The organism is Streptomyces sp. S3(2020) (genome assembly GCF_013044505.1).
Taxonomy (GTDB): Bacteria; Actinomycetota; Actinomycetes; order Streptomycetales; family Streptomycetaceae; genus Streptomyces.
This window is the reverse complement of sequence record NZ_JABERD010000047.1, coordinates 36,706-54,880: the sequence shown is the minus strand read 5'-3', so window position 1 is coordinate 54,880 and position 18,175 is coordinate 36,706. Positions and strand designations below refer to the sequence as shown.

The 18,175-nt window shown below is 70.7% G+C and carries 15 protein-coding genes and 2 pseudogenes; 13 read left to right on the top strand and 4 right to left on the bottom strand.

From position 1 onward, the window contains the following. A pseudogene (locus HLK59_RS17590) lies at positions 1–295 on the top strand (nickel transporter); the annotation flags it as partial. A 57-nt stretch (positions 296–352) separates the two neighbouring features. Further along, positions 353–1,945: a serine/threonine-protein kinase gene (locus tag HLK59_RS17585; protein WP_171142387.1), complete on the top strand. Its 1,593-nt coding sequence runs from the start codon at positions 353–355 to the stop codon at positions 1,943–1,945. 4 nt (positions 1,946–1,949) lie between these two features. On the opposite strand, the gene HLK59_RS17580 is transcribed toward HLK59_RS17585, so the two are convergent. Next, the gene (locus HLK59_RS17580) at positions 1,950–2,744 is read right to left on the bottom strand and encodes an SGNH/GDSL hydrolase family protein (protein WP_171142386.1); all 795 of its coding nucleotides are present in this window, start codon (positions 2,742–2,744) and stop codon (positions 1,950–1,952) included. A 312-nt stretch (positions 2,745–3,056) separates the two neighbouring features. Between HLK59_RS17580 and HLK59_RS17575 the strand changes: the two genes are divergently transcribed. The 7 genes and pseudogenes from HLK59_RS17575 (at position 3,057) to HLK59_RS17545 (ending at position 12,614) form a co-directional block, all read left to right on the top strand. Next, positions 3,057–4,262 carry a S8 family peptidase gene (locus tag HLK59_RS17575; protein WP_171142385.1) on the top strand — a complete coding sequence of 402 codons (1,206 nt, stop codon included), beginning with the start codon at positions 3,057–3,059 and terminating at the stop codon, positions 4,260–4,262. A 124-nt stretch (positions 4,263–4,386) separates the two neighbouring features. Continuing rightward, positions 4,387–4,776 (top strand): hypothetical protein, encoded by a 390-nt coding sequence (locus HLK59_RS17570; protein WP_171142384.1) that lies wholly within the window; start codon positions 4,387–4,389, stop codon positions 4,774–4,776. A 1-nt stretch (position 4,777) separates the two neighbouring features. After that, positions 4,778–5,875: a GNAT family N-acetyltransferase gene (locus tag HLK59_RS17565; protein ID WP_171142383.1), complete on the top strand. Its 1,098-nt coding sequence runs from the start codon at positions 4,778–4,780 to the stop codon at positions 5,873–5,875. A gap of 377 nt (positions 5,876–6,252) precedes the next feature. Then, positions 6,253–7,074 carry a glycosyltransferase family 2 protein gene (locus HLK59_RS17560; protein WP_171142382.1) on the top strand — a complete coding sequence of 274 codons (822 nt, stop codon included), beginning with the start codon at positions 6,253–6,255 and terminating at the stop codon, positions 7,072–7,074. Continuing rightward, positions 7,071–8,004 (top strand): annotated as a pseudogene (locus HLK59_RS17555) (glycosyltransferase family 2 protein). Before HLK59_RS17560 ends, HLK59_RS17555 begins: the two are co-directional and overlap by 4 nt. After that, complete coding sequence (locus tag HLK59_RS17550) at positions 7,997–8,797, top strand: polysaccharide deacetylase family protein (RefSeq protein ID WP_171142381.1); 801 nt, start codon at positions 7,997–7,999, stop codon at positions 8,795–8,797. Before HLK59_RS17555 ends, HLK59_RS17550 begins: the two are co-directional and overlap by 8 nt. Continuing rightward, entirely contained in the window at positions 8,790–12,614 is a 3,825-nt protein-coding gene (locus tag HLK59_RS17545) for a lipopolysaccharide biosynthesis protein (RefSeq protein WP_171142380.1), read from the top strand. The genes HLK59_RS17550 and HLK59_RS17545 overlap by 8 nt, the downstream gene beginning before the upstream one ends. A 22-nt stretch (positions 12,615–12,636) precedes the next feature. Here HLK59_RS17545 and HLK59_RS17540 read toward each other — a convergent pair whose 3' ends face one another. Further along, entirely contained in the window at positions 12,637–14,058 is a 1,422-nt protein-coding gene (locus HLK59_RS17540) for a xylan 1,4-beta-xylosidase (protein ID WP_171142379.1), read from the bottom strand. A 158-nt stretch (positions 14,059–14,216) separates the two neighbouring features. Here HLK59_RS17540 and HLK59_RS17535 point away from each other — a divergent pair, with 158 nt between their 5' ends. Next, positions 14,217–15,311, top strand: coding sequence for a DUF5925 domain-containing protein (locus tag HLK59_RS17535; protein WP_171142378.1), 1,095 nt, complete (start codon positions 14,217–14,219; stop codon positions 15,309–15,311). Between the two features lie 81 nt (positions 15,312–15,392). Here HLK59_RS17535 and HLK59_RS17530 read toward each other — a convergent pair whose 3' ends face one another. Next, positions 15,393–15,761: a GntR family transcriptional regulator gene (locus HLK59_RS17530; protein ID WP_171142377.1), complete on the bottom strand. Its 369-nt coding sequence runs from the start codon at positions 15,759–15,761 to the stop codon at positions 15,393–15,395. A 72-nt stretch (positions 15,762–15,833) separates the two neighbouring features. On the opposite strand from HLK59_RS17530, the gene HLK59_RS17525 reads away from it, so the two are divergent. Both HLK59_RS17525 and HLK59_RS17520 read left to right on the top strand, forming a co-directional pair. Beyond that, positions 15,834–16,763 (top strand): GNAT family N-acetyltransferase, encoded by a 930-nt coding sequence (locus HLK59_RS17525; RefSeq protein WP_171142376.1) that lies wholly within the window; start codon positions 15,834–15,836, stop codon positions 16,761–16,763. Further along, entirely contained in the window at positions 16,744–17,247 is a 504-nt protein-coding gene (locus tag HLK59_RS17520) for a DUF402 domain-containing protein (RefSeq protein ID WP_171142375.1), read from the top strand. The genes HLK59_RS17525 and HLK59_RS17520 overlap by 20 nt, the downstream gene beginning before the upstream one ends. Here the strand turns inward: HLK59_RS17520 and HLK59_RS17515 are convergent. Continuing rightward, the gene (locus tag HLK59_RS17515; RefSeq protein ID WP_171142374.1) at positions 17,244–17,858 is read right to left on the bottom strand and encodes a class I SAM-dependent methyltransferase; all 615 of its coding nucleotides are present in this window, start codon (positions 17,856–17,858) and stop codon (positions 17,244–17,246) included. The two genes, HLK59_RS17520 and HLK59_RS17515, sit on opposite strands and share 4 nt — an antisense overlap. Before the next feature lie 173 nt (positions 17,859–18,031). On the opposite strand from HLK59_RS17515, the gene HLK59_RS51985 reads away from it, so the two are divergent. Further along, positions 18,032–18,166 carry a hypothetical protein gene (locus tag HLK59_RS51985; RefSeq protein WP_277349493.1) on the top strand — a complete coding sequence of 45 codons (135 nt, stop codon included), beginning with the start codon at positions 18,032–18,034 and terminating at the stop codon, positions 18,164–18,166. Positions 18,167–18,175: the final 9 nt, after the last annotated feature.

Genomic DNA, 18,175 nt, shown 5'->3' with positions numbered 1-18,175 from the left:
AGATTTGTCTAAGGGACAGGTCCTCGTCGGCGCCATGGCGCTCGGACAGGCCTGGTTCGGCTTCCTCCTGGTCGTGGCGTACGGCGTCGGTCTCGCGCTCACTCTCACCGCGGCGGGGTTCGCCGTCGTGAAGCTGGGTACCGGGATGAATCGGCTGCTGGACCGGCGTCCCCGCTGGACCACACATCCGGTGACGGCGCTCGTCCGCAGGTCCGCGCCCCTGATGTCGGCACTCCTCGTGGTGGGACTCGGGGCCGGATTGGTGCTCAAGGGGGCGGCATCCGCACTTGGCTGAGCTACTTTTGGGGAGAAATGACGCTAAGTCACGCGGAGTTGCGAATGGGGGACGCCCGTGTCCGAAGAACCGGGCAGTGAACGTCTGATCGCGGGCCGCTACCGCCTCCTGTCACCGCTCGGCGAGGGCGGTATGGGGACCGTGTGGCGCGCCCGCGACGAGGTGCTGCACCGCGAGGTCGCGGTGAAGGAGGTACGGGCACCCTCGGGTCTCGCGGTCTCGGACGTCGAGCGGATGTACGCCCGCCTCGAGCGCGAGGCGTGGGCCGCGGCCCGGGTCTCCAACCGCAATGTGGTGACGGTGTACGACGTGGCCACGCAGGACGGCCGCCCGTGGATCGTCATGGAGCTGGTCCGCGGTGTCTCGCTGGCCGACGTCCTGGACGCGGAGGGCCCGTTGCCCCCGCAGCGGGCCGCCCACATCGGTGCCGAGATCCTCTCCGCGCTGCGGGCCGCGCACGAGGCGGGGGTGCTGCACCGGGACGTGAAGCCGGCCAACGTGCTGCTGTCGAACGACGGCCGCGTGGTGCTCACCGACTTCGGCATCGCCCAGGTGGAGGGCAGCTCGGCGCTCACCATGACCGGCGAGGTCATCGGCTCGCCCGAGTTCCTCGCGCCGGAGCGGGCGCTGGGCCGTACCCCCGGCCCCGAGTCCGACCTGTGGTCGCTGGGCGTGCTGCTGTACGCGGCGGTCGAGGGCAACTCGCCGTTCCGCCAGAACACCCCGCTCAGCACCCTGCGCGCGATCGTCGACGAGGAGTTGCCCACCCCCTACCGGGCCGGTCCGCTCGCCCCCGTCATCGAGGGCCTGCTGCGCAAGGACCCGGCGGAGCGGCTGTCGGCCGACCGTGCCGAGCAGGATCTGCGGCTCGTCGCGGCGGGGGGCACCACGCGCACCGAACCCGTCCCGCCGGTCCCGTACACACCGACGATCGCCGGCTACCGGGAGGAGCCGCCGCCGGCCCCCTTCCCGACGGCGCCCACGGCCCCCACGCCGGCCGCCGCGACCACCAGGACGTCCCCCGAGCCGCCCGACCGCAACCGCCGTGCCGCGGTGGTCCTGATCGCGGGCCTCGCCGCTCTGGCGTTCGCGATCGCGGGACTGACGTACGCCCTGCTGAACCGCGACGACGGCGGGGGCAAGCAGGGGAACAACGAGACGAGCCGGTCCACGGGTGAGATCACACCGACCGGGACGGACGAGGAGAGCGAGGAGCCGCCGCCCCCTTCCACCCCGGACAAGGGCACGACGAGCGCTCCGCCGCCGGTGACCGTCCAGGCCACGCTCGCGGGGGCGAACACGGAGTACACGGGGACGTGTCCGCCGCCGAACGCCGAGGCCCCCGCCTTCACGGCGACGATCACGGTGAGCCGGGTGCCGGCGCAGGTGCGCTACCGCTGGGTGTCGTCGGACGGCGATGTCATGGACAACGGCTGGAAGACCCTGTCGTTCCCGGCGGGCGGCGGCACCTCCAAGCAGGACAAGGTGGTCGCGACGACGAACGACGACAGCGGGACGTTCGAGAGCGACATCAGTGTCGAGGTCCAGGACCCGCAGCACGTGACGTCCAACTCGGTGCCGTTCTCGGTGACGTGCGAGACGGAGACCCCGACGGACGGGGCCTCCCCTTCTCCTTCGGATACCGAGTGACGGTTCAGGCGGCGCTGTTCAGTACGGGCAGATAGCCGCCGGACTGGCCGGCCGCGGTGGGGTGGTACGACTCGCCGATGTTGAGCCAGTTGAGGCTGTGCAGCCAGGAGCTGCCCGAGCAGAGCTCGTGGCCGGTGAAGGTGGAGCGGACGTCGCCCCAGGTGAAGCCGTGGTTCGCGGCGCGCTTGGCGATGGCGGCGTCGAGGTAGTCGGCGGCGTCGTTGATCGCCTTCCGCTTGGTCTCGGAGAGGCCGACGCAGGTGGTGCCGAGCTTGTAGAAGCGCGGGTAGCCGAGGACGACGACGTGGGCGTTCGGGGCGCGGGTGCTGATCGCCGAGTAGACGCTGTCCAGTTGGCCGGGCAGCGTCGAGTCGACGTAGGCCTTCGCGGTGTTGATGCGGGACAGGCAGGAGCTGTCGGACTGGAGCACACAGGTGGTCATGACGTCGGAGAAGCCGGCGTCGTTGCCGCCGATGCTGAGGGAGACGAGGGCGGTGGCGCTGTTCAGCGGGGCGAGCTGGTTCGCCAGAACATCACCCGTTCGAGCGCCCGAGCAGGCCGTGAAGGCGAACGACGAGGGTGAGTTGGCGGCGGCCCAGAGGTAGGGGTGCGCCTTCGTGCTGCGCTTGCAGTCGCCGCTGGAGGAGATGTAGCTGCCGGCGCCCACTCCGGAGGAGTAGGAGTCGCCGAGGGCCACGTAGGGGCCGGTGGCGGCCTGCGCGGGGGTTGCCCCCGCCAGTGCGGCGCCGACGGCGAGGAGGAGCGAGGTGACGTAAGCGGCAAATCGGGAACGTCTCATGGAACCTCCCTTTAGCAGGATCTCTGCCTCAACCGTCGTAGCAACTACGCGTGTTGACGGGAAGTGTCCATGCCAAGACTTTTCCGCACTTACCCACCGTGTTCCTGTGTGTTCACAGTGTGTTTGATTACGCGCACATGACAAATTTGTTGACGAGCATTCAACTGCCTTGATCTACACCCGTAGATCACCCAGTCTTTACTCCAGCCGGTAGCGGAACGCGACGCTCCCGGTCGTGCGCGTCATGACGCGCACCCCCCACTGACGCGCCCTCACCCAAGCGCGCGTCGCCTAAGAGGAGGACTCCCTCGTATGGCACCACTGCGTAAGTTCCGGTTCGCCGCGATAACCAGCCTGGCGACCGCCGCCCTCGTGGGCGGACTCACCGCCCTCCCCGCCGAGGCCGCTCCGGCCGAGGGCAAGGTCCTTGCCGCCAACTCCCCCACGGCGATCAAGGACAGCTACATCGTCACGCTCAAGTCGGGTTCCGCGGGCCTGAAGGCGTCCTCGGCCGCGGGCAAGAACCTCGTCAAGGAGTACGGCGGCACGGTCAAGAAGACGTTCGGCACCGTACTGAACGGCTACTCCGCCACCCTCTCCGCGGCCGAGGCCAGGAGACTGGCGGCCGACCCGGCCGTGGCCCACGTCGAGCAGAACCAGACCGTCAAGCTGGCCGACACCACGCAGTCCAGCGCCCCCTGGGGCCTGGACCGCATCGACCAGGCCGCGCTCCCGCTCTCCGGCACGTACACCTACCCGGACACCGCGGGCAGCGGCGTGACGGTCTACGTCATCGACACCGGCGTGCGCATCACCCACACCCAGATCAGCGGCCGCGCCTCCTACGGCTACGACGCGGTCGACGGCGACACCTCCGCAGGCGACGGCAACGGCCACGGCACCCATGTGGCCACCACCATCGCGGGCACCACCTACGGCGTCGCCAAGAAGGCGAACATCGTGGCGGTCCGGGTGCTCGACAACAGCGGTTCGGGCACCACGGCCGGGGTGATCGCGGGCATCAACTGGGTGACCAACAACCACACCACCCCGTCGGTCGCCAACATGTCACTCGGCGGCTCCGCCTCCACCTCGCTCGACACCGCGGTCGCCAACTCCATCGCCAGTGGTGTGACCTACGCGGTCGCGGCGGGCAACAGCGCCGCCAACGCCTCCTCGTACTCCCCGGCCCGCGTCTCCACCGCGATCACGGTCGGCGCGACCACCAGCACCGACGCCAAGGCCAGCTACTCGAACTACGGCTCCACGCTGGACATCTTCGCGCCGGGCTCCTCGATCATCGCCGGCTACAACACCAGCGACACCGCCACCGCCACGCTCTCCGGCACCTCGATGGCGACCCCGCACGTGGCGGGCGCCGCGGCGGTCTACCTCGCGAGCCACACCTCGGCCACCCCGGCCACGGTCGCCTCGGCCCTGGTGAACGGCGCCACCTCCGGCGTGGTCACCAGCGCGGGCACCGGCTCGCCCAACAAGCTCCTGAAGCTCGTCCCGTAACACCCCGCAGTCCGGGCCCCGGAGGTGCTGAGCACCTCCGGGGCTCGTTACGCCCTTGACGACCCTGGTAGCGCTGCGCGACATTGAAGCCTCGCATCCGGCGCGTCGGGGGGCAAAGTCGCCAATGCAGACCATAGGTAACAGGGCATCATCAACAGACCTGTCGCCGCTGCTCGCGGGTGCCGCGACGGCCGTCGGCGGCTTCGGCGCGATCCTCGCGCTCGTCGGCTCGGACTCACCGCTGCGCGGCCCGTTCACGCTGTTCTTCCTGCTGACGGCGCCCGCCGTGGCGATCGCCGCCGCGCTGCGCGGCCTCGAACCGCTCGGCCGGGTGATCACCGCGCTCGCGGGCTCGGTCGTCGTCAACATGCTGGTGGCTCAGGGCATGCTCGCCACACACCGCTGGTCGTGGCGCGGCGGGATCGTGGCCGTGACCGCGATCAGCTCCCTTCTTCTCCTGCTGGTCTGGGTGCGGCGCCGACGCGGCCGTACGACGACGGGACGGACTCCCTGACGTGGACATCAGCGTGTACCGCCCCGGCGAGCTCAGCGCCGCCGACCGGGCGGCATGGACGTCCTTGCAGTCCAAGGCCCATCTCCAGGGCTCGCCGGAGCTGTCGAACCCGTTCCTGTCCCCCGAGTTCGCGCTCGCGGTGGGCCGGTACCGGCGGGGTGTGCGGATCGCGGTGGTGCGCGAGGGCGGGGAGCCCGCCGCGTTCTTCCCGTACCAGAGAAGCGTCACCGGAGTGGGCCGGGCCGTCGGACTCGGTGTCTCGGACGCCCAGGGCCTGGTGCACCGGCCCGGGTTCGCGTGGGACGCGCGGGAGCTGCTGCGCGCCTGCGGGCTCGCCGTGTGGGAGTTCGACCACCTGGTGGAGGGCCAGGAGGCGTTCGCGGTCGGGGCCACCGACAGCTTCCCGTCGCCGGTCATGGACGTCGACCAGGGATACGAGGCCTATCTGGCCCATCTGAGGTCCCACGCACCGAAGTTCACCAGGACCACGCTCGCCAAGGAGCGCAGGCTCGGCCGGGACGCCGGCGAGATGCGCTATGTGCACGACGAGCGCGATCCGGCGGCCCTGCGCACCCTGATGGACTGGAAGTCCGCGCAGTACCGCAGGACCGGACGGAGCGACCGCTTCGCGCACGAGTGGATCACGCATCTCGTGGAGCGCCTCTTCCACACCCGTTCCGATCCGTTCGCGGGGATCCTGTCGGTGCTGTACGCGGGCGGCAAGCCGATCGCCGCGCACTTCGGACTGCGCAGCGAAAGGGTGCTGGCCTGCTGGTTCCCGGCGTACGACCCGGCGTTCTCGAAGTACTCGCCGGGCCTGGTGCTGCATCTGCGGATGGCGGAGGCGGCCGCCGCGGACGGCATCGCGTATCTGGATCTCGGGCGGGGGCAGAAGGAGTACAAGGACTCCCTGAAGACACGGGAGATCACCGTGTCGGAGGGGTGGGTGACCCGGCGTCACCCGGTCGCACTCGGGCACAGGGCGCGCCGCGCCCCGGTCCGGGCGCTGCGCAACACCGTCCAGTCGCGGCCGGAGCTCTTCGAGCCGGCGGACCGGATTCTCAAGAGGATGGGAAGAATCCGTTCGCGGACCCCATAGGTTCCGTAACGGTCAAACCAACAAAAACGTGAGGCCTGGTTCCAGGTCTTGCCATACGGGTTCAATCGTCAATACCGTCATACATCTCACCCGTGTCGGAACGTCACCCAGCGGTACTAGGGGAGGGCTCAAGGACCGCGACGGACCGGGGCGGGGCGCGGTAGGGGGGTGCCGTGCTCGGTGACCGCACAAGTGACCGAGTCGTGCCGCGCGACCGGCGGCCGTTTCGTCCGTCGGCCGGCTTTGCCAGCTCACCCGGGCGTGCTCGGAGATTCCTTTCGGCATGCCGTAGGTGAAACAAACCCCCCTTTCGAACCGGACAACAGCCGGGCCGCCCAGGGGCGGGCGGTCCAGCCGGACGAGAGGGAACCAGACTCATGAGCTCAGTTCTGCGCTCGGCGACCACGGGCCAGGATCCGTCCACGGCCGGGAAGTACCGGCCTGTCTCCACTCACCTGGCCATCGCGCCGCCGGTGAGTGTGGTGATTCCCGCCATGAACGAGGCGGAGAATCTTCCGTACGTCTTCAAGACCCTGCCCGACTGGATCCACGAAGTGGTCCTGGTGGACGGGAACTCCACCGACGACACCGTCGAAGTGGCCCGCGGGCTGTGGCCGGAGGTCAAGGTCGTCAAGCAGCGCGGCAAGGGCAAGGGCGACGCGCTGATCACCGGGTTCGAGGCGTGCACCGGCGACATCATCGTGATGGTCGACGCGGACGGCTCGGCCGACGGCCACGAGATCCTCAGCTATGTCTCCGCCCTGCTCTCGGGCGCGGACTTCGCGAAGGGGTCCCGCTTCGCCAACGGCGGCGGCACGGACGACATGACCTTCATCCGCAAGCTCGGCAACTGGGCGCTGTGCACGATCGTCAACCGCAAGTTCGGCGCCCGCTACACGGATCTCTGCTACGGATACAACGCGTTCTGGCGGCACTGCCTCGACAAGATCGACCTCGACTGCACGGGCTTCGAGATCGAGACCCTGATCAACATCCGGGTGGTCAAGGCGGGCCTGAAGGTGCAGGAGATACCGAGCTACGAGTATCTGCGCATCCACGGCGCGAGCAATCTGCGGGCCGTGCGCGACGGGTTCCGGGTGCTCAAGGTGATCCTCGGCGAGCGCTCCAACCGGCGTGAGCTGCGCCGCCAGGCCCATCACTCCCCGATGCTCGACTCGGTCCGGGGAGAGGTGTCTTGAGCGGTCCCGACATCTCCGTCGTGATCTGCGTCTACACCGAGGACCGCTGGGAGGACATCCTCGCGGCGGTCTCCTCGGTCGCGGCGCAGTCGTATCCGGCGCGCGAGACGCTGCTGGTCGTCGACCACAACCCGGCGCTCCTGGACCGGCTGGCCAAGGAGTACAAGGAGGCCGGGGAAGGCACCGTGGTGCGGGTGCTCGCCAACGCGGGTCCCCGCGGTCTGTCCGCGGGCCGCAACACCGGGATCGCCGCCTCGCGCGGCGAGGTGATCGCCTTCCTCGACGACGACGCCGTCGCCGAACGCGACTGGCTGCACCACTTCGCCGCGGGGTACACCGACCCGCGGGTGATGGCCGTGGGCGGCCGTACGGTGCCGATCTGGGCGTCGGGGCGCCGTCCCGCCTGGTTCCCCGAGGAGTTCGACTGGGTGGTGGGCTGCACGTACCGGGGTCTGCCGCCGGGCCTGGTCCGGGTGCGCAACGTCCTGGGCGGCAACGCCTCGTTCCGCCGGACGGCGTTCGACGCGGCCGGCGGTTTCGCCACCGGTATCGGGCGGGACGGCGACAAGCGGCCGCTGGGCTGCGAGGAGACCGAACTGTGCATCCGGCTCTCCCGGGCCAGACCGGACGCGGTCCTCCTGATCGACGACCGGGCGGTGATCCACCACCGGGTGCCCGAGGCGCGTGAGCACTTCGGGTACTTCCGTACGCGTTCCTACGCCGAGGGCCTGTCGAAGGCGCTGGTGGCGCGCAGTGTCGGCGCGGACAAGGGCCTCGAGTCCGAACGCCGGTACACCACCCCGGCGGGCGGGCGCGATCGTCGCGGGGGTGCTGACGGCCGCCGGCGGGTACGTGGTGGGCAGTGTCCGGGCCCGCAGGGGCGGCGCCACGTTCCAGGTGGCGCGGATCGAGGGGGACGTACATGGGTGACGCACGTGTGCCGATTCTCATGTACCACGCGATCGCGGCCGACCCGAACGAGGCGACCCGCGAGCTGTCGGTGACTCCGGAGGCGTTCGCCGCGCAGATGGAGATCGTCGGGGAGCTGGGGCACACCCCGATCACCACCGCCCAGTTGGCGGCGAGTTGGCGCTCGGGGCGTCCGCTGCCCGAGCGGCCCGTCCTGGTCACCTTCGACGACGGCTACGAGGGGGTGCACCGGCACGCCCTGCCGGTGCTCGCCAAGCACGGGTTCGCGGCCACGCTGTTCGTGTCCACGGGGTGGCTGCGCGGCCCGCACGACAACGGCCACGCCCTGGACACCATGCTGGACTGGCCGCAGGTCCGCGAACTCGCCGCGGAGGGCGTCGAGATCGGCGGGCACAGCCACACCCATCCGCAGCTCGACCAGCTCGACGACGACGCGCTGCGCCGTGAGCTGATCCTCTGCAAGGAGATCGTGACGGACCAACTCGGCACCGTCCCGGCCTCGTTCGCCTACCCGTACGGCTACTCCAGCCGCCGGGTGCGCGAGAAGGTCCGCGAGACGGGGTACGCCCAGGCCCTCGCCGTCGGCAACGGGCTCGCCCGCCGCCGGCAGGGGCCGTACGCGCTGCTGCGGGTCACCGTGCGGCGCGGCACGGACGCCGAGGAGTTCCGTCGGCTGATCGAAGGCCGGGCCATCGCCCGCAACTTCGCCCGGGACCGCGCGTTCACCAAGGGGTACGCCATGGTCCGAAGAGCACGACAGGTCCGCCGGAAGGCCATCCGTTCCCGTGTCTGACACGACGACCACCCCTGAGGCCACCGAGCCCGCGACCGAGGCGCCCGAGCAGCCGGGGCGGCGCCTGCGGCTGCCCGGTCTCGGCCGGTCGCCGGGCGGCAGCCAGCTGTTCCGCAACGCCTACGCCCTGATGCTGAACACGGGGATCTCCGCCGTGCTCGGCCTCGGCTTCTGGCTGGCCGCGGCCCGCCACTACTCCGAGTCCGCGGTCGGCCAGGGCTCGGCCGCGATCGCCGCGATGAAGCTCCTCGCGGGGCTGACCGCGGTGACCCTGACCGGCGCCCTGGCCCGCTTCATACCGGTCGCGGGCCGGGCCACCGGACGGCTCATCTTCCGTACCTACGCGGGCAGTTCGGTGATCGTGGCGCTGGCCGCGGGCGTCTTCCTGCTCACGCTGGGGCTGTGGGGGCCGTCGTACGGGTTCCTCAACGACCCCTCGCACGCGCTGTTCTTCGTGCTCGCGGTGGTCGCCTGGTCGGTGCTGACCCTTCAGGACGGGGTGCTGACCGGGCTGCGCAGCGCGTTGTGGGTGCCGGTCGGCAACACCGTGTTCTCCGCGGTGAAGCTGGTGCTGCTGGTCGCCTTCGCCACCGCGATCCCCACCATGGGCGTCTTCGTGTCGTGGGTCGCGGCGATCGCGGTGTCGGTGCTGCCGCTGGGCTGGCTGGTGTTCCGGCGGCTGGTGGGCCGGCATGTGAAGGCCACCGAGGAAAACGCGCATCCGCCGTCGGTGCGGGAGATCGGGCGCTTCCTCGCGGGCGACTACACCGGCTCCCTGTTCTCGCTCGCCGTGGTCTACCTCGTGCCGGTGATCGTCGCCGCGCAGGTCAGCTCCGAGGACAACGCGTACTTCTACATCACCACCACGATCGGCGGCACGGTCAACCTGCTCGCCATCAACATGGGCGCCTCCCTCACGGTCGAGGGCTCCCACGACCCGGGCCGGCTCGCCTCCAACACCCGTGCGGCGCTCAGGCGCATGGCCCGGATCATGCTGCCGGTGTGCGCGGTCCTGTTCTTCGGCGCGCCCTGGATCCTCGGTGTCTTCGGCGCGGGCTACGCCGACGCGGCGACCCCGCTGCTGCGCTGGTTCGCGGTCGGCGCGGTGCTGCGGGTCGTCATGGAGACGTACTTCGCGGTGCTGCGCGCACAGAGCCGTACCGCCGGACTGGCTTGGCTCCAGGGCCTGTTGTGCGCCCTGGTGCTCGGGCTGACCCTGGTGCTGCTCCCCCGTATGGGGCTGACCGGCGCCGGTGTCGCGGAGATCTCCTCGCTCGCCGTGATCGTGGCGATCGCCGCGCCCAAGCTGTACAAGATCCTCAGGGCGGCGCCCGCGGGGGCCGTCCCCGAGGACGCGGCGCCCGACGGGGACCTCGCCGACCTGGGGGCGCGCGAGGCCACCGTCCCGCTGGGCGTCCGCAGGCGCGGGCCCGCCTGGGCGCTCGACCAGGACACGCTCGGCCTCGGCATCCACGTCGACTTCGACCACCTGGAACGCCGGCCGGACGTCCGGCCGGGTCCGGGCACACCGCCCACGGGTACGCCCGTGGTGCGTCCCCGGCCGCCTGCCGAGCCGCACCGGCCGACCTGGGCGAAGCTGCCCGAGGTCGGGCTTCCGGTGGAGGCGCGGGAGCCGGGGTCCGAGGCGTCGCTGGGACCGGTCGAGGTGCCCGAGGGTCCGGCCGAGCCGGAGGTGGACGCGCCCTTCGAGGCCGCCCGTTCCGTCGTACGGGAGGAGCCACCCGTACGGGAAGAGGTACCGGTGTCCGAGGAGCCGCCGCTCCTGTCGTGGCGTGAGCGCCTCCAGCCCAGCCGGGCCGGAGTCGTCCTGGGCTGTCTGCTGACCGCCGCGCTGCTGCTGTACTGGGTGCCCGCGCTGCGCCTGGGCGAGGCGGACCTCGACGAGATGGGCGGGCTCGGGCTGATCTCCGTGCTGCCGCTGCCCACACTGGCCGGCGCCGCACTGCTGGCCGTGGCCTTCGCCTCGCTGCTGTGGCTGGCCCGTGAGCACAAGGCACTGCTGCTGATCACCCTGCTGGCGACGGTCGTGTCGCTGCACGCACTGCCCGCGGTGATCGAGACGGAACCCCGGTTCGCGACCGCCTGGCAGCATCTGGGCTTCCTCGACTACATCGACCGGACCGGCTCCGCCGTGCCCGACCTGGACGCGCGCTGGAGCTGGCCGGGCTTCTTCGCGGCCGCCGCGTTCGTCGCCGAGGCCTGCGGGGTCACGGACTTCACCGGGCTGATCCGCTGGTGGCCGCTGGCCATCCAACTCCTGTATCTGGCCCCGATGTTCCTGCTGGTGCGCTCGATGCGGGCGGGCTGGCGGGCCAAGTGGACCGGCCTGTGGGTGTTCGTGCTCAGCGGCTGGGTCGGCCAGGACTACTTCTCCCCGCAGGGCTTCACCTACCTCCTGTACCTGGTGTTCGCGGCGCTCCTGCTGGTCTACTTCCGCGCCCCGCGGGTGATCTGGACGAAGAAGCGGCCCGGCGAGGCGGAGGTCGAACCGACGAACCGGCGCCAGCGGGCCGTGCTGCTGATGGTCGTCATAGGGCTGTTCGCGGCGAGCGTCCCGGCCCACCAGCTCACCCCGTTCGTGATGCTGGGCCTGCTGACGGCCCTCGTGCTGCTCGGCAAGTCCGAACTGCGCGGTCTGCCCATCCTGTTCGCCGTCATGGTGGCCGTGTGGGTGGGCTTCATGGCCGAGCCGTACTGGTCCGGGCACTTCGACGAACTGTTCGGCGGGGTCGGCGGCGTCGGCAGCAACGTGCAGTCGTCGGTGGGCGGCCGGATCGAGGGCGGCAGTTCGACGCACAAGCTCGTCCTGTACACGCGCGTGCTGCTGGCCGGCGGTGTGATGGCGTTCGCCTGCTGGGGCTGGTGGCGCCGCCGCGACCACCACTACCGGGAGCGCTCACTGCTCGCCTTGACCTTCGTACCGTTCCTGGGCTTCGGCATGCAGTCCTACGGCGGTGAGATGGCGCTGCGGGTCTTCATGTTCGCCCTGCCCGGCGCGGCCCTGCTGATGGGGCTCGCCCTGTTCCCGCGCACCGGGATCACGGCGAAGGAACGCGACAAGGACCGGGTGAGCCTGGCCCCGCTGGCCGCCCTCATGGCGGGTCTTCTCCTCATGGGCGGCTTCCTGATCGCCCGCTGGGGCAACGAGCCGTTCGAGCGGATCCGGCCCGGCGAGGTCGCCGCCATGGACTATGTGTACGCCCACGACGATCCGACGGTACGGCTGCTGTGGCTGAGCAACGACACGGTCACCAACGTGACGCCGGCGATGCCGTGGGGTGCGCGGGACATGGAGAAGGTCGAGTACGTGCCGACGCCGGCACCGACCGACCCGGTGCTGGTGTCGAGCCTGGTCAAGGCGCTCAGGGACGCGGGACCGAACTCGTATCTGATGATCAACCGCAGTCAGGTCACGTATCTGGAACTGGACGTCGGCTACTCGAAGATGTGGGAGCCGCGGCTGATCCAGAACCTGGACAAGCGGACGGAGCTGAAGAAGGTCTACGTCAACGCGGACGTCACCATGTACGCGCTGGCCAAGCAGCCCGCGGGCAAGGCGCCGAAGGCCGATCCGGGTCCGATCGGGCCGCAGGTGACCTGGACGCCCTGGTCGGTGGTCGGGGGCCTCGCGGCGCTGGCGCTGATCGTGCTGCTGACGGCGCGCGAGGTGGTCCGGGTCGCGGTCCGGCCGGGTGTGCGGCAACTGCGGTGGTTGCAGAGCAGCTTCTGGTTCTCGCTGCCGCTGCTGGCGGTGCTGCTGGCCTCGCTGGTGCAGCGGTTCGTGACGATGAAGTGAGGAGTGAAGCGGCTCATCCGGCTTACCGGGTGAGCCACTTGACCTCGTAGGCCGCCATGTCGAACGTCTTCCCGTCCACCTTCGCGCTGATCCGCCGGTCGAGGGTGTTGACCACCAGGACCGTGTCGTCGGTGGCGAGGACCCGTACGTTGGGCACGTCGTCGGCGGCGACCGGCACCGTCTTGTACGAGGTGCCCGGCGGGAACGCCTTGCTGAACCGGCTGACGAGGTCGAACATGGGCAGCTTCTGCCCGCCGTCCTCGCCGCTGGTCGGCGTCCAGAGACAGCCCGCGCAGTCGGTGCCCTTCTCGTTCTCCGGGTTCCAGTAGAAGGCGGAGGTGGTGCCGCCCTTGGCCAGCGCGATCATTCCCGCGGCCTGCACGGCGACGCGGCGGTCCTCGGACCAGCCCTCGCGCTCGTCCCTGCTGTCGGCGGGTTCGACGTAGTACTCGGCCCACCACAGCGGCAGGTCGCCGGTCTGCTCGCGCACCCACTTGCTGACCGCGGTGAACTTGTCGGTGGCCGTGAACTCGTCCGGCAGCAACTCGTCGTCGTTGGTGTAGCTGGAGCCGTCCACGACCACGAAGTCGGCGCCGGCCTTGTTCTTGTTCCAGTAGTCGAAGGCGTCGAGGATCCGCTGGTCCATCGCGCCCCAGGGGCCCTTGAAGGTCTTCGAGGCGTCCGCTGAGCGCGGGTCGAGGCTGTCCATCACGAGATACGGCCCGCCGACCATGATCTGGGGGTTGACCTTCTTCAACGCCTTGTAGACGAGGTTGTAGAGCTGGGTGTAGCCCTCGTAGTCCCAGCGGGCCTCGGCGTCGTTCCAGAAGCCCTTGAACTCGTTCCAGACGATGAAGTGCCGGACGTCCGGGTAGCGTTTGGCGACGGTGGCGGCGAGCGCCGCGTAGTCCTTGAAGTGCGCGGGTTCGGGCGCGGTCTCCAGCGAGGCCTGGCTCCAGTCGGTGTTGCCGACGCCGGACTCGCCGCCCTTCATCCAGTCCGGGGCGCAGCACAGGGCGACGACCGGGGTGGAGCCGGAGGCGCGGATGAAGTCGATCCGACGGTCCATGTCCTCGAAGTCGTAACGCCCCTTGACCGGCTCGGGGTTGTCGGCGCCCCAGCCCATGACGTGCTGGTTCTGCGGCAGCCCGCCGAGGTCCGCGATCCGGCCCTCGACCCGCCCGGTCGCGGTCGGGTCGCCCTCGTCGGCGCTGAACTGGGTGTGGGTGAAACCCCAGCCCACCTCGGGGTTCTCCGCGTCCGGTGTGCTGGTGGGGGTGCCGTGCGCCTTGCTGCCGTTGCGTGTGGTGCCGTCGGTGCTCGCGCCGTTCCCGGGAAGTGTGTTGAGGAGGGTCACGACCAGGGCCAGCGCCGCCGCACCCACTCCGAGCAGTGCGGTGAGCTGCCACCGCCGTGTCCCCGAATTCCACCCATGACGTCCCATTGAGGGCAACAGTAATCGGGGGATCGGCTGCTGCGGCAGTGGTTTGAGATGTACAGCTTCGTAACAGGACGGAGGCTCCGCAAACGGTCCCATCCGACACACCGGGCGCACTGCGGAAACCGGATGCAAGCGACGCGCCCGTGCCGGATCATGGCGGCATGTCTGCGAACCCATACGACGCTCTGCCGATCCGGCTCAACGTCGACGACAGCGACTCACCGTCCGATGTCGTCGACGCGCTGTTCCTCGGCCGCTTCGCGACGGGCGAGCAGCCGTACTCGCACGCGGCGAACATCGACCGCGTACGGTCCGGTGCGACGCTGCTCCCGGACAACGCGCGTGTGCTGCGCATCGCCCGCGACGACGACCGCAGCGCGACCCTGGCGGAGGGCGACGGCTGGACCCTGCTGGTCTCCCGCTGGAACCGCGGCGCGGACGTCACCGTCACGGCGACCAGCGCCGAGCTGGCGCAGAAGGTGCTCGACCAGGCCACGGAGGGCGCCACGGACGAGCCCGAGCCGCAGCCGGAGAACGTGAACATGGGCTTCTGGTACTACTCCCCGCGCCGCGGCCCGCACCGCACGACCCGGCAGATCGCGGCCGGCACCTGGGACGAGGTGCGGGAGAACTACACGGCGCCGGTGGCGGAGGCGATGCACACCCTGATGGGCACGACCCCGGAGGGCATCGCGGGCCGGCTGCTCCTGCTGCACGGTCCGCCGGGCACCGGCAAGACGTCGGCGCTGCGGACCCTGGCCCGGTCCTGGCGGGACTGGTGCCAGGTGGACTGTGTGCTGGACCCCGAGCGGCTCTTCACCGACGTCGGCTATCTGATGGACATCGCGATCGGCGAGGACGACTCGACGGGCAAGGGCCGCTGGCGGCTGCTGCTCCTGGAGGACTGCGACGAACTGATCCGCGGCGAGGCCAAGCACACGGCGGGCCAGGCCCTGTCACGGCTGCTGAACCTGACCGACGGTCTGCTGGGCCAGGGCCGCAATGTCCTGGTCGGCGTCACCACCAACGAGGACCTGGAGCGCCTGCACCCGGCCGTCGTCCGCCCCGGCCGCTGTCTGGCCCGCATCGAGGTGGGACCGCTGACCCGCCGCGAGGCGGTCGACTGGCTGGGCACGGAGGAGGGCGTGGGCCGCGAGGGTGCCACGCTGGCGGAGCTGTACGCGTTGCGGCGCGGGACGTCTCCGACGACATTGCCGGAGCCGAGGGAGGGCGCAGACGCAGGGCTGTACCTGTAGTCGCCGGTTCGCCGGACGCCCCATAGGGGCGCGGGGAACCGCGCGACCAGCCCCACCGGCGCAGCGGACGAGACCGGACACTCACCCCTCGTAAGCCGCCCGCAGGGCATCCCGCACGGCGGCCAGCGCATCGGCCTCGGTCTGCCCCAACCGGCGTGCCCGCTCGACGTACGCCTGTGCCGCGGACGCCAGCTCCCGCTCCGCCGCGGCGCCCGCCGGAGCCACGAGCGTCCCGTTGCGGCCCCGTGTCTCGATCACGCCGTCCGTCTCCAGCGCCCGGTACGCCTTGGCGACCGTGTTCGGGGCGAGCCCCAGCGACTCGGCCAGTCCGCGCACCGTCGGCAGCCGGTACCCGACCGGCAGCGCCCCCGATCGCGCCTGTTCGGAGATCTGCGCCCGCACCTGCTCGTACGGCGGTGCGCTGTCGTCGATGTGGATCTTCAAGGTCACGGGGTCGATTGTCCCGCACCCGCCGGAAAATGAGAGGCAGCGGGGCGCATCCGCCCCGTAGCGTCCGACCCCATGACTGTGATCGTGCGCGACCTGCGCCCCGACGTACGGGCCGACCTGGAGGGCTTCGTCCAGGTCCGCGACCGCGCCCTCCCCTTCATGCTGTACACCCCGGACTCCGTCGCCTACGACATCGCCCACACGCACCCCGAGGCCCATTACCGCCCCCTCGTCGCCGAGGCGGACGGCGAGGTGATCGGCACGGCGCAGGTCGGCCTCGTGCACGACAGCCCGGAGCCGGGTCAGGGCTATGTGAACGTGTACGTCCACCCGGAGCGGACGCTCCGGGGCGCCGGCGCGCTGCTGGTCCGCGCCGCCGAGGAGCACCTGTCGGCCCACGGTGCGACGAAGCTGTACGCCTGGGTCCTGGACCAGCCGGGCAACCGCGCCTTCGCCGAGGGGCACGGCTATCGCGCGAGCCGCTCCGCGCACTTCCTCCGCCTGGACCTGGCCGGCGGCACCCTGCCGCCGCTCCAGGACCCGCCGCCGGGCGTCGAGCTGCGCACCGGCGCCGACTTCGCGGACGACCCGCGCCCGCTGTTCGAGCTGGACTCTCAGACGCTGGCGGACGAGCCGAGCGACGTCGACTACGAGTTCACGGACTACGAGGCGTGGCTCCGGGAGACCTGGCACCAGCCCCTGATGAGCCCCGAGCTGACCTCGGTCGCCGTGGTCGACGGCCGCCCCGCCGCCTTCACCCTGGCCCGCACCGACGGCGGTACCCGCTACGGCACCGCCATGACCGGCACGGCCCGCGCCCATCGCGGCAAGGGCCTGGCCAAGCTCGCCAAGAACGACTCCCTGCACCGCGCCCGCACCGCGGGGTTCACCCAGGCGTTCACCGGCAACGACGCCGGGAACGGACCGATGATCGCCATCAACACATGGTTCGGATACGAGATCTGCGCCACGGAGGTTCGGTATGTCCGCGAACTCGGCTGAGACCACGGAGCGGTTGGACGTGGTGCTGGTCAAGGCAGGCCGTACGAAGATCCGTTACCCGGCCGAGCTGATCGGCGACGACGGCAACCACGTCACGGTCCGCGCCGCGTGGGCGGGCGAGGGCGTCCGTGACTTCGGCTTCGTCCGCTTCGAGCCCGGGGACGTCTTCACGGAGCACTACTGGCGCGACCGCTGGTACGCGGTGAAGGAGGTCCGCGCCGCCGACGGCACGCTCAAGGGCTGGTACTGCGACATCACCCGCCCCGCTCTCCGCTCCGGCGCCGAACTCGTGGTGGAGGATCTCGACCTGGACCTGTGGCGCTCCGCCGACGGGACGGAGGTGCTGCGGCTGGACGAGGACGAGTTCGCCGAGAGCGGTCTGGCGCGGACGGATCCCGAGGCGGCGGGCGCCGCGATGACGGCTCTGGACGAACTGGAGGTGTTCGCCTCTGTCGACGGCGGCCTGGAGTCGCTGCTCGTCTAGACGGCGGCCACCACCGCGTACCGCTCGTCCGTCACGGCCCTGCCCCACAGCAGCGGATCGCCGGACAGCCGCTCCACCCGCACCTGTACGGCGACGGGCTCCAGGAGGGCGGTGAGGCGCTCGGCGGGTATCCCGACCGGGCTGACCGCGCCCCAGACGCCCTCGATCAGCACCAGCCGGCCTCCCGGCCGCAGCAGCTCGCGCCAGTGGCGCAGGGCGCGGCCGGGGTCCGGGAGCGCCCACAGCACATGCCGGACGAGGACGACGTCGTAGCGCTGCTCCCCCACCGGTGGTGCCGCCGCGTCACCGAGCAGGAACGCCGCGTCACGTCCGGCGAGCTTGGCGCGGGCGAGGTCCACCATGGCCGGAGAGCTGTCCACGCCGGTGACGCGGTGTCCCTGCTCGGCCGCGAGGAGCGACAGGCTGCCGGTGCCGCAGCCCAGGTCGAGGATGTCGCAGGCGCGGCCGGGCAGCCAGGAGCGCAGCCGGCCGGCCCAGGCGGCGCGCACCTCGGGGTCGCGCAGACCGTGGTCCGGCTCGTCGTCGAAGGAGACGGCTTCCGCGTTCCAATCCACGGCCGCGTCGGCGTCGAATTCCCTGTGATTCGCCATGGTCCACAGCGTGCCACCCGGCACTGACAATCAGACGGCGGTGGAACACCACTCGAAAGCCAGTCGAAATCGTGATGGTCACCACTGACAGATTCGCTCCGATGAGTAACTCTCCCCAAAAGGGTCTACCTCCGCGAGAACGCGGAACACGGTAGGCACTGAAGGAGGCAGCCATGCGCCGCGTAACCGTGCAGAAGCCCCTGAAGAAGTCGGACACCCGCAGGATCCGCGAGGAGGCCGACGAGAACTCCGCCGGACGCCCGGAGGTGCGAAAGGACATCGCACGCACCTGGTGGCCGGACGGCTGACGCCGGCGT

Bases quoted from the DNA above. Each gene is read 5' to 3' on its own strand.
- HLK59_RS17580 (WP_171142386.1), bottom strand. From the start codon at position 2,744: ATGAGACGTTCCCGATTTGCCGCTTACGTCACCTCGCTCCTCCTCGCC.
- HLK59_RS17575 (WP_171142385.1), top strand. From the start codon at position 3,057: ATGGCACCACTGCGTAAGTTCCGGTTCGCCGCGATAACCAGCCTGGCG.
- HLK59_RS17570 (WP_171142384.1), top strand. From the start codon at position 4,387: ATGCAGACCATAGGTAACAGGGCATCATCAACAGACCTGTCGCCGCTG.
- HLK59_RS17560 (WP_171142382.1), top strand. From the start codon at position 6,253: ATGAGCTCAGTTCTGCGCTCGGCGACCACGGGCCAGGATCCGTCCACG.
- HLK59_RS17550 (WP_171142381.1), top strand. From the start codon at position 7,997: ATGGGTGACGCACGTGTGCCGATTCTCATGTACCACGCGATCGCGGCC.
- HLK59_RS17540 (WP_171142379.1), bottom strand. From the start codon at position 14,058: ATGGGACGTCATGGGTGGAATTCGGGGACACGGCGGTGGCAGCTCACC.
- HLK59_RS17535 (WP_171142378.1), top strand. From the start codon at position 14,217: ATGTCTGCGAACCCATACGACGCTCTGCCGATCCGGCTCAACGTCGAC.
- HLK59_RS17525 (WP_171142376.1), top strand. From the start codon at position 15,834: ATGACTGTGATCGTGCGCGACCTGCGCCCCGACGTACGGGCCGACCTG.
- HLK59_RS17520 (WP_171142375.1), top strand. From the start codon at position 16,744: ATGTCCGCGAACTCGGCTGAGACCACGGAGCGGTTGGACGTGGTGCTG.
- HLK59_RS17515 (WP_171142374.1), bottom strand. From the start codon at position 17,858: ATGGCGAATCACAGGGAATTCGACGCCGACGCGGCCGTGGATTGGAAC.
- HLK59_RS51985 (WP_277349493.1), top strand. From the start codon at position 18,032: ATGCGCCGCGTAACCGTGCAGAAGCCCCTGAAGAAGTCGGACACCCGC.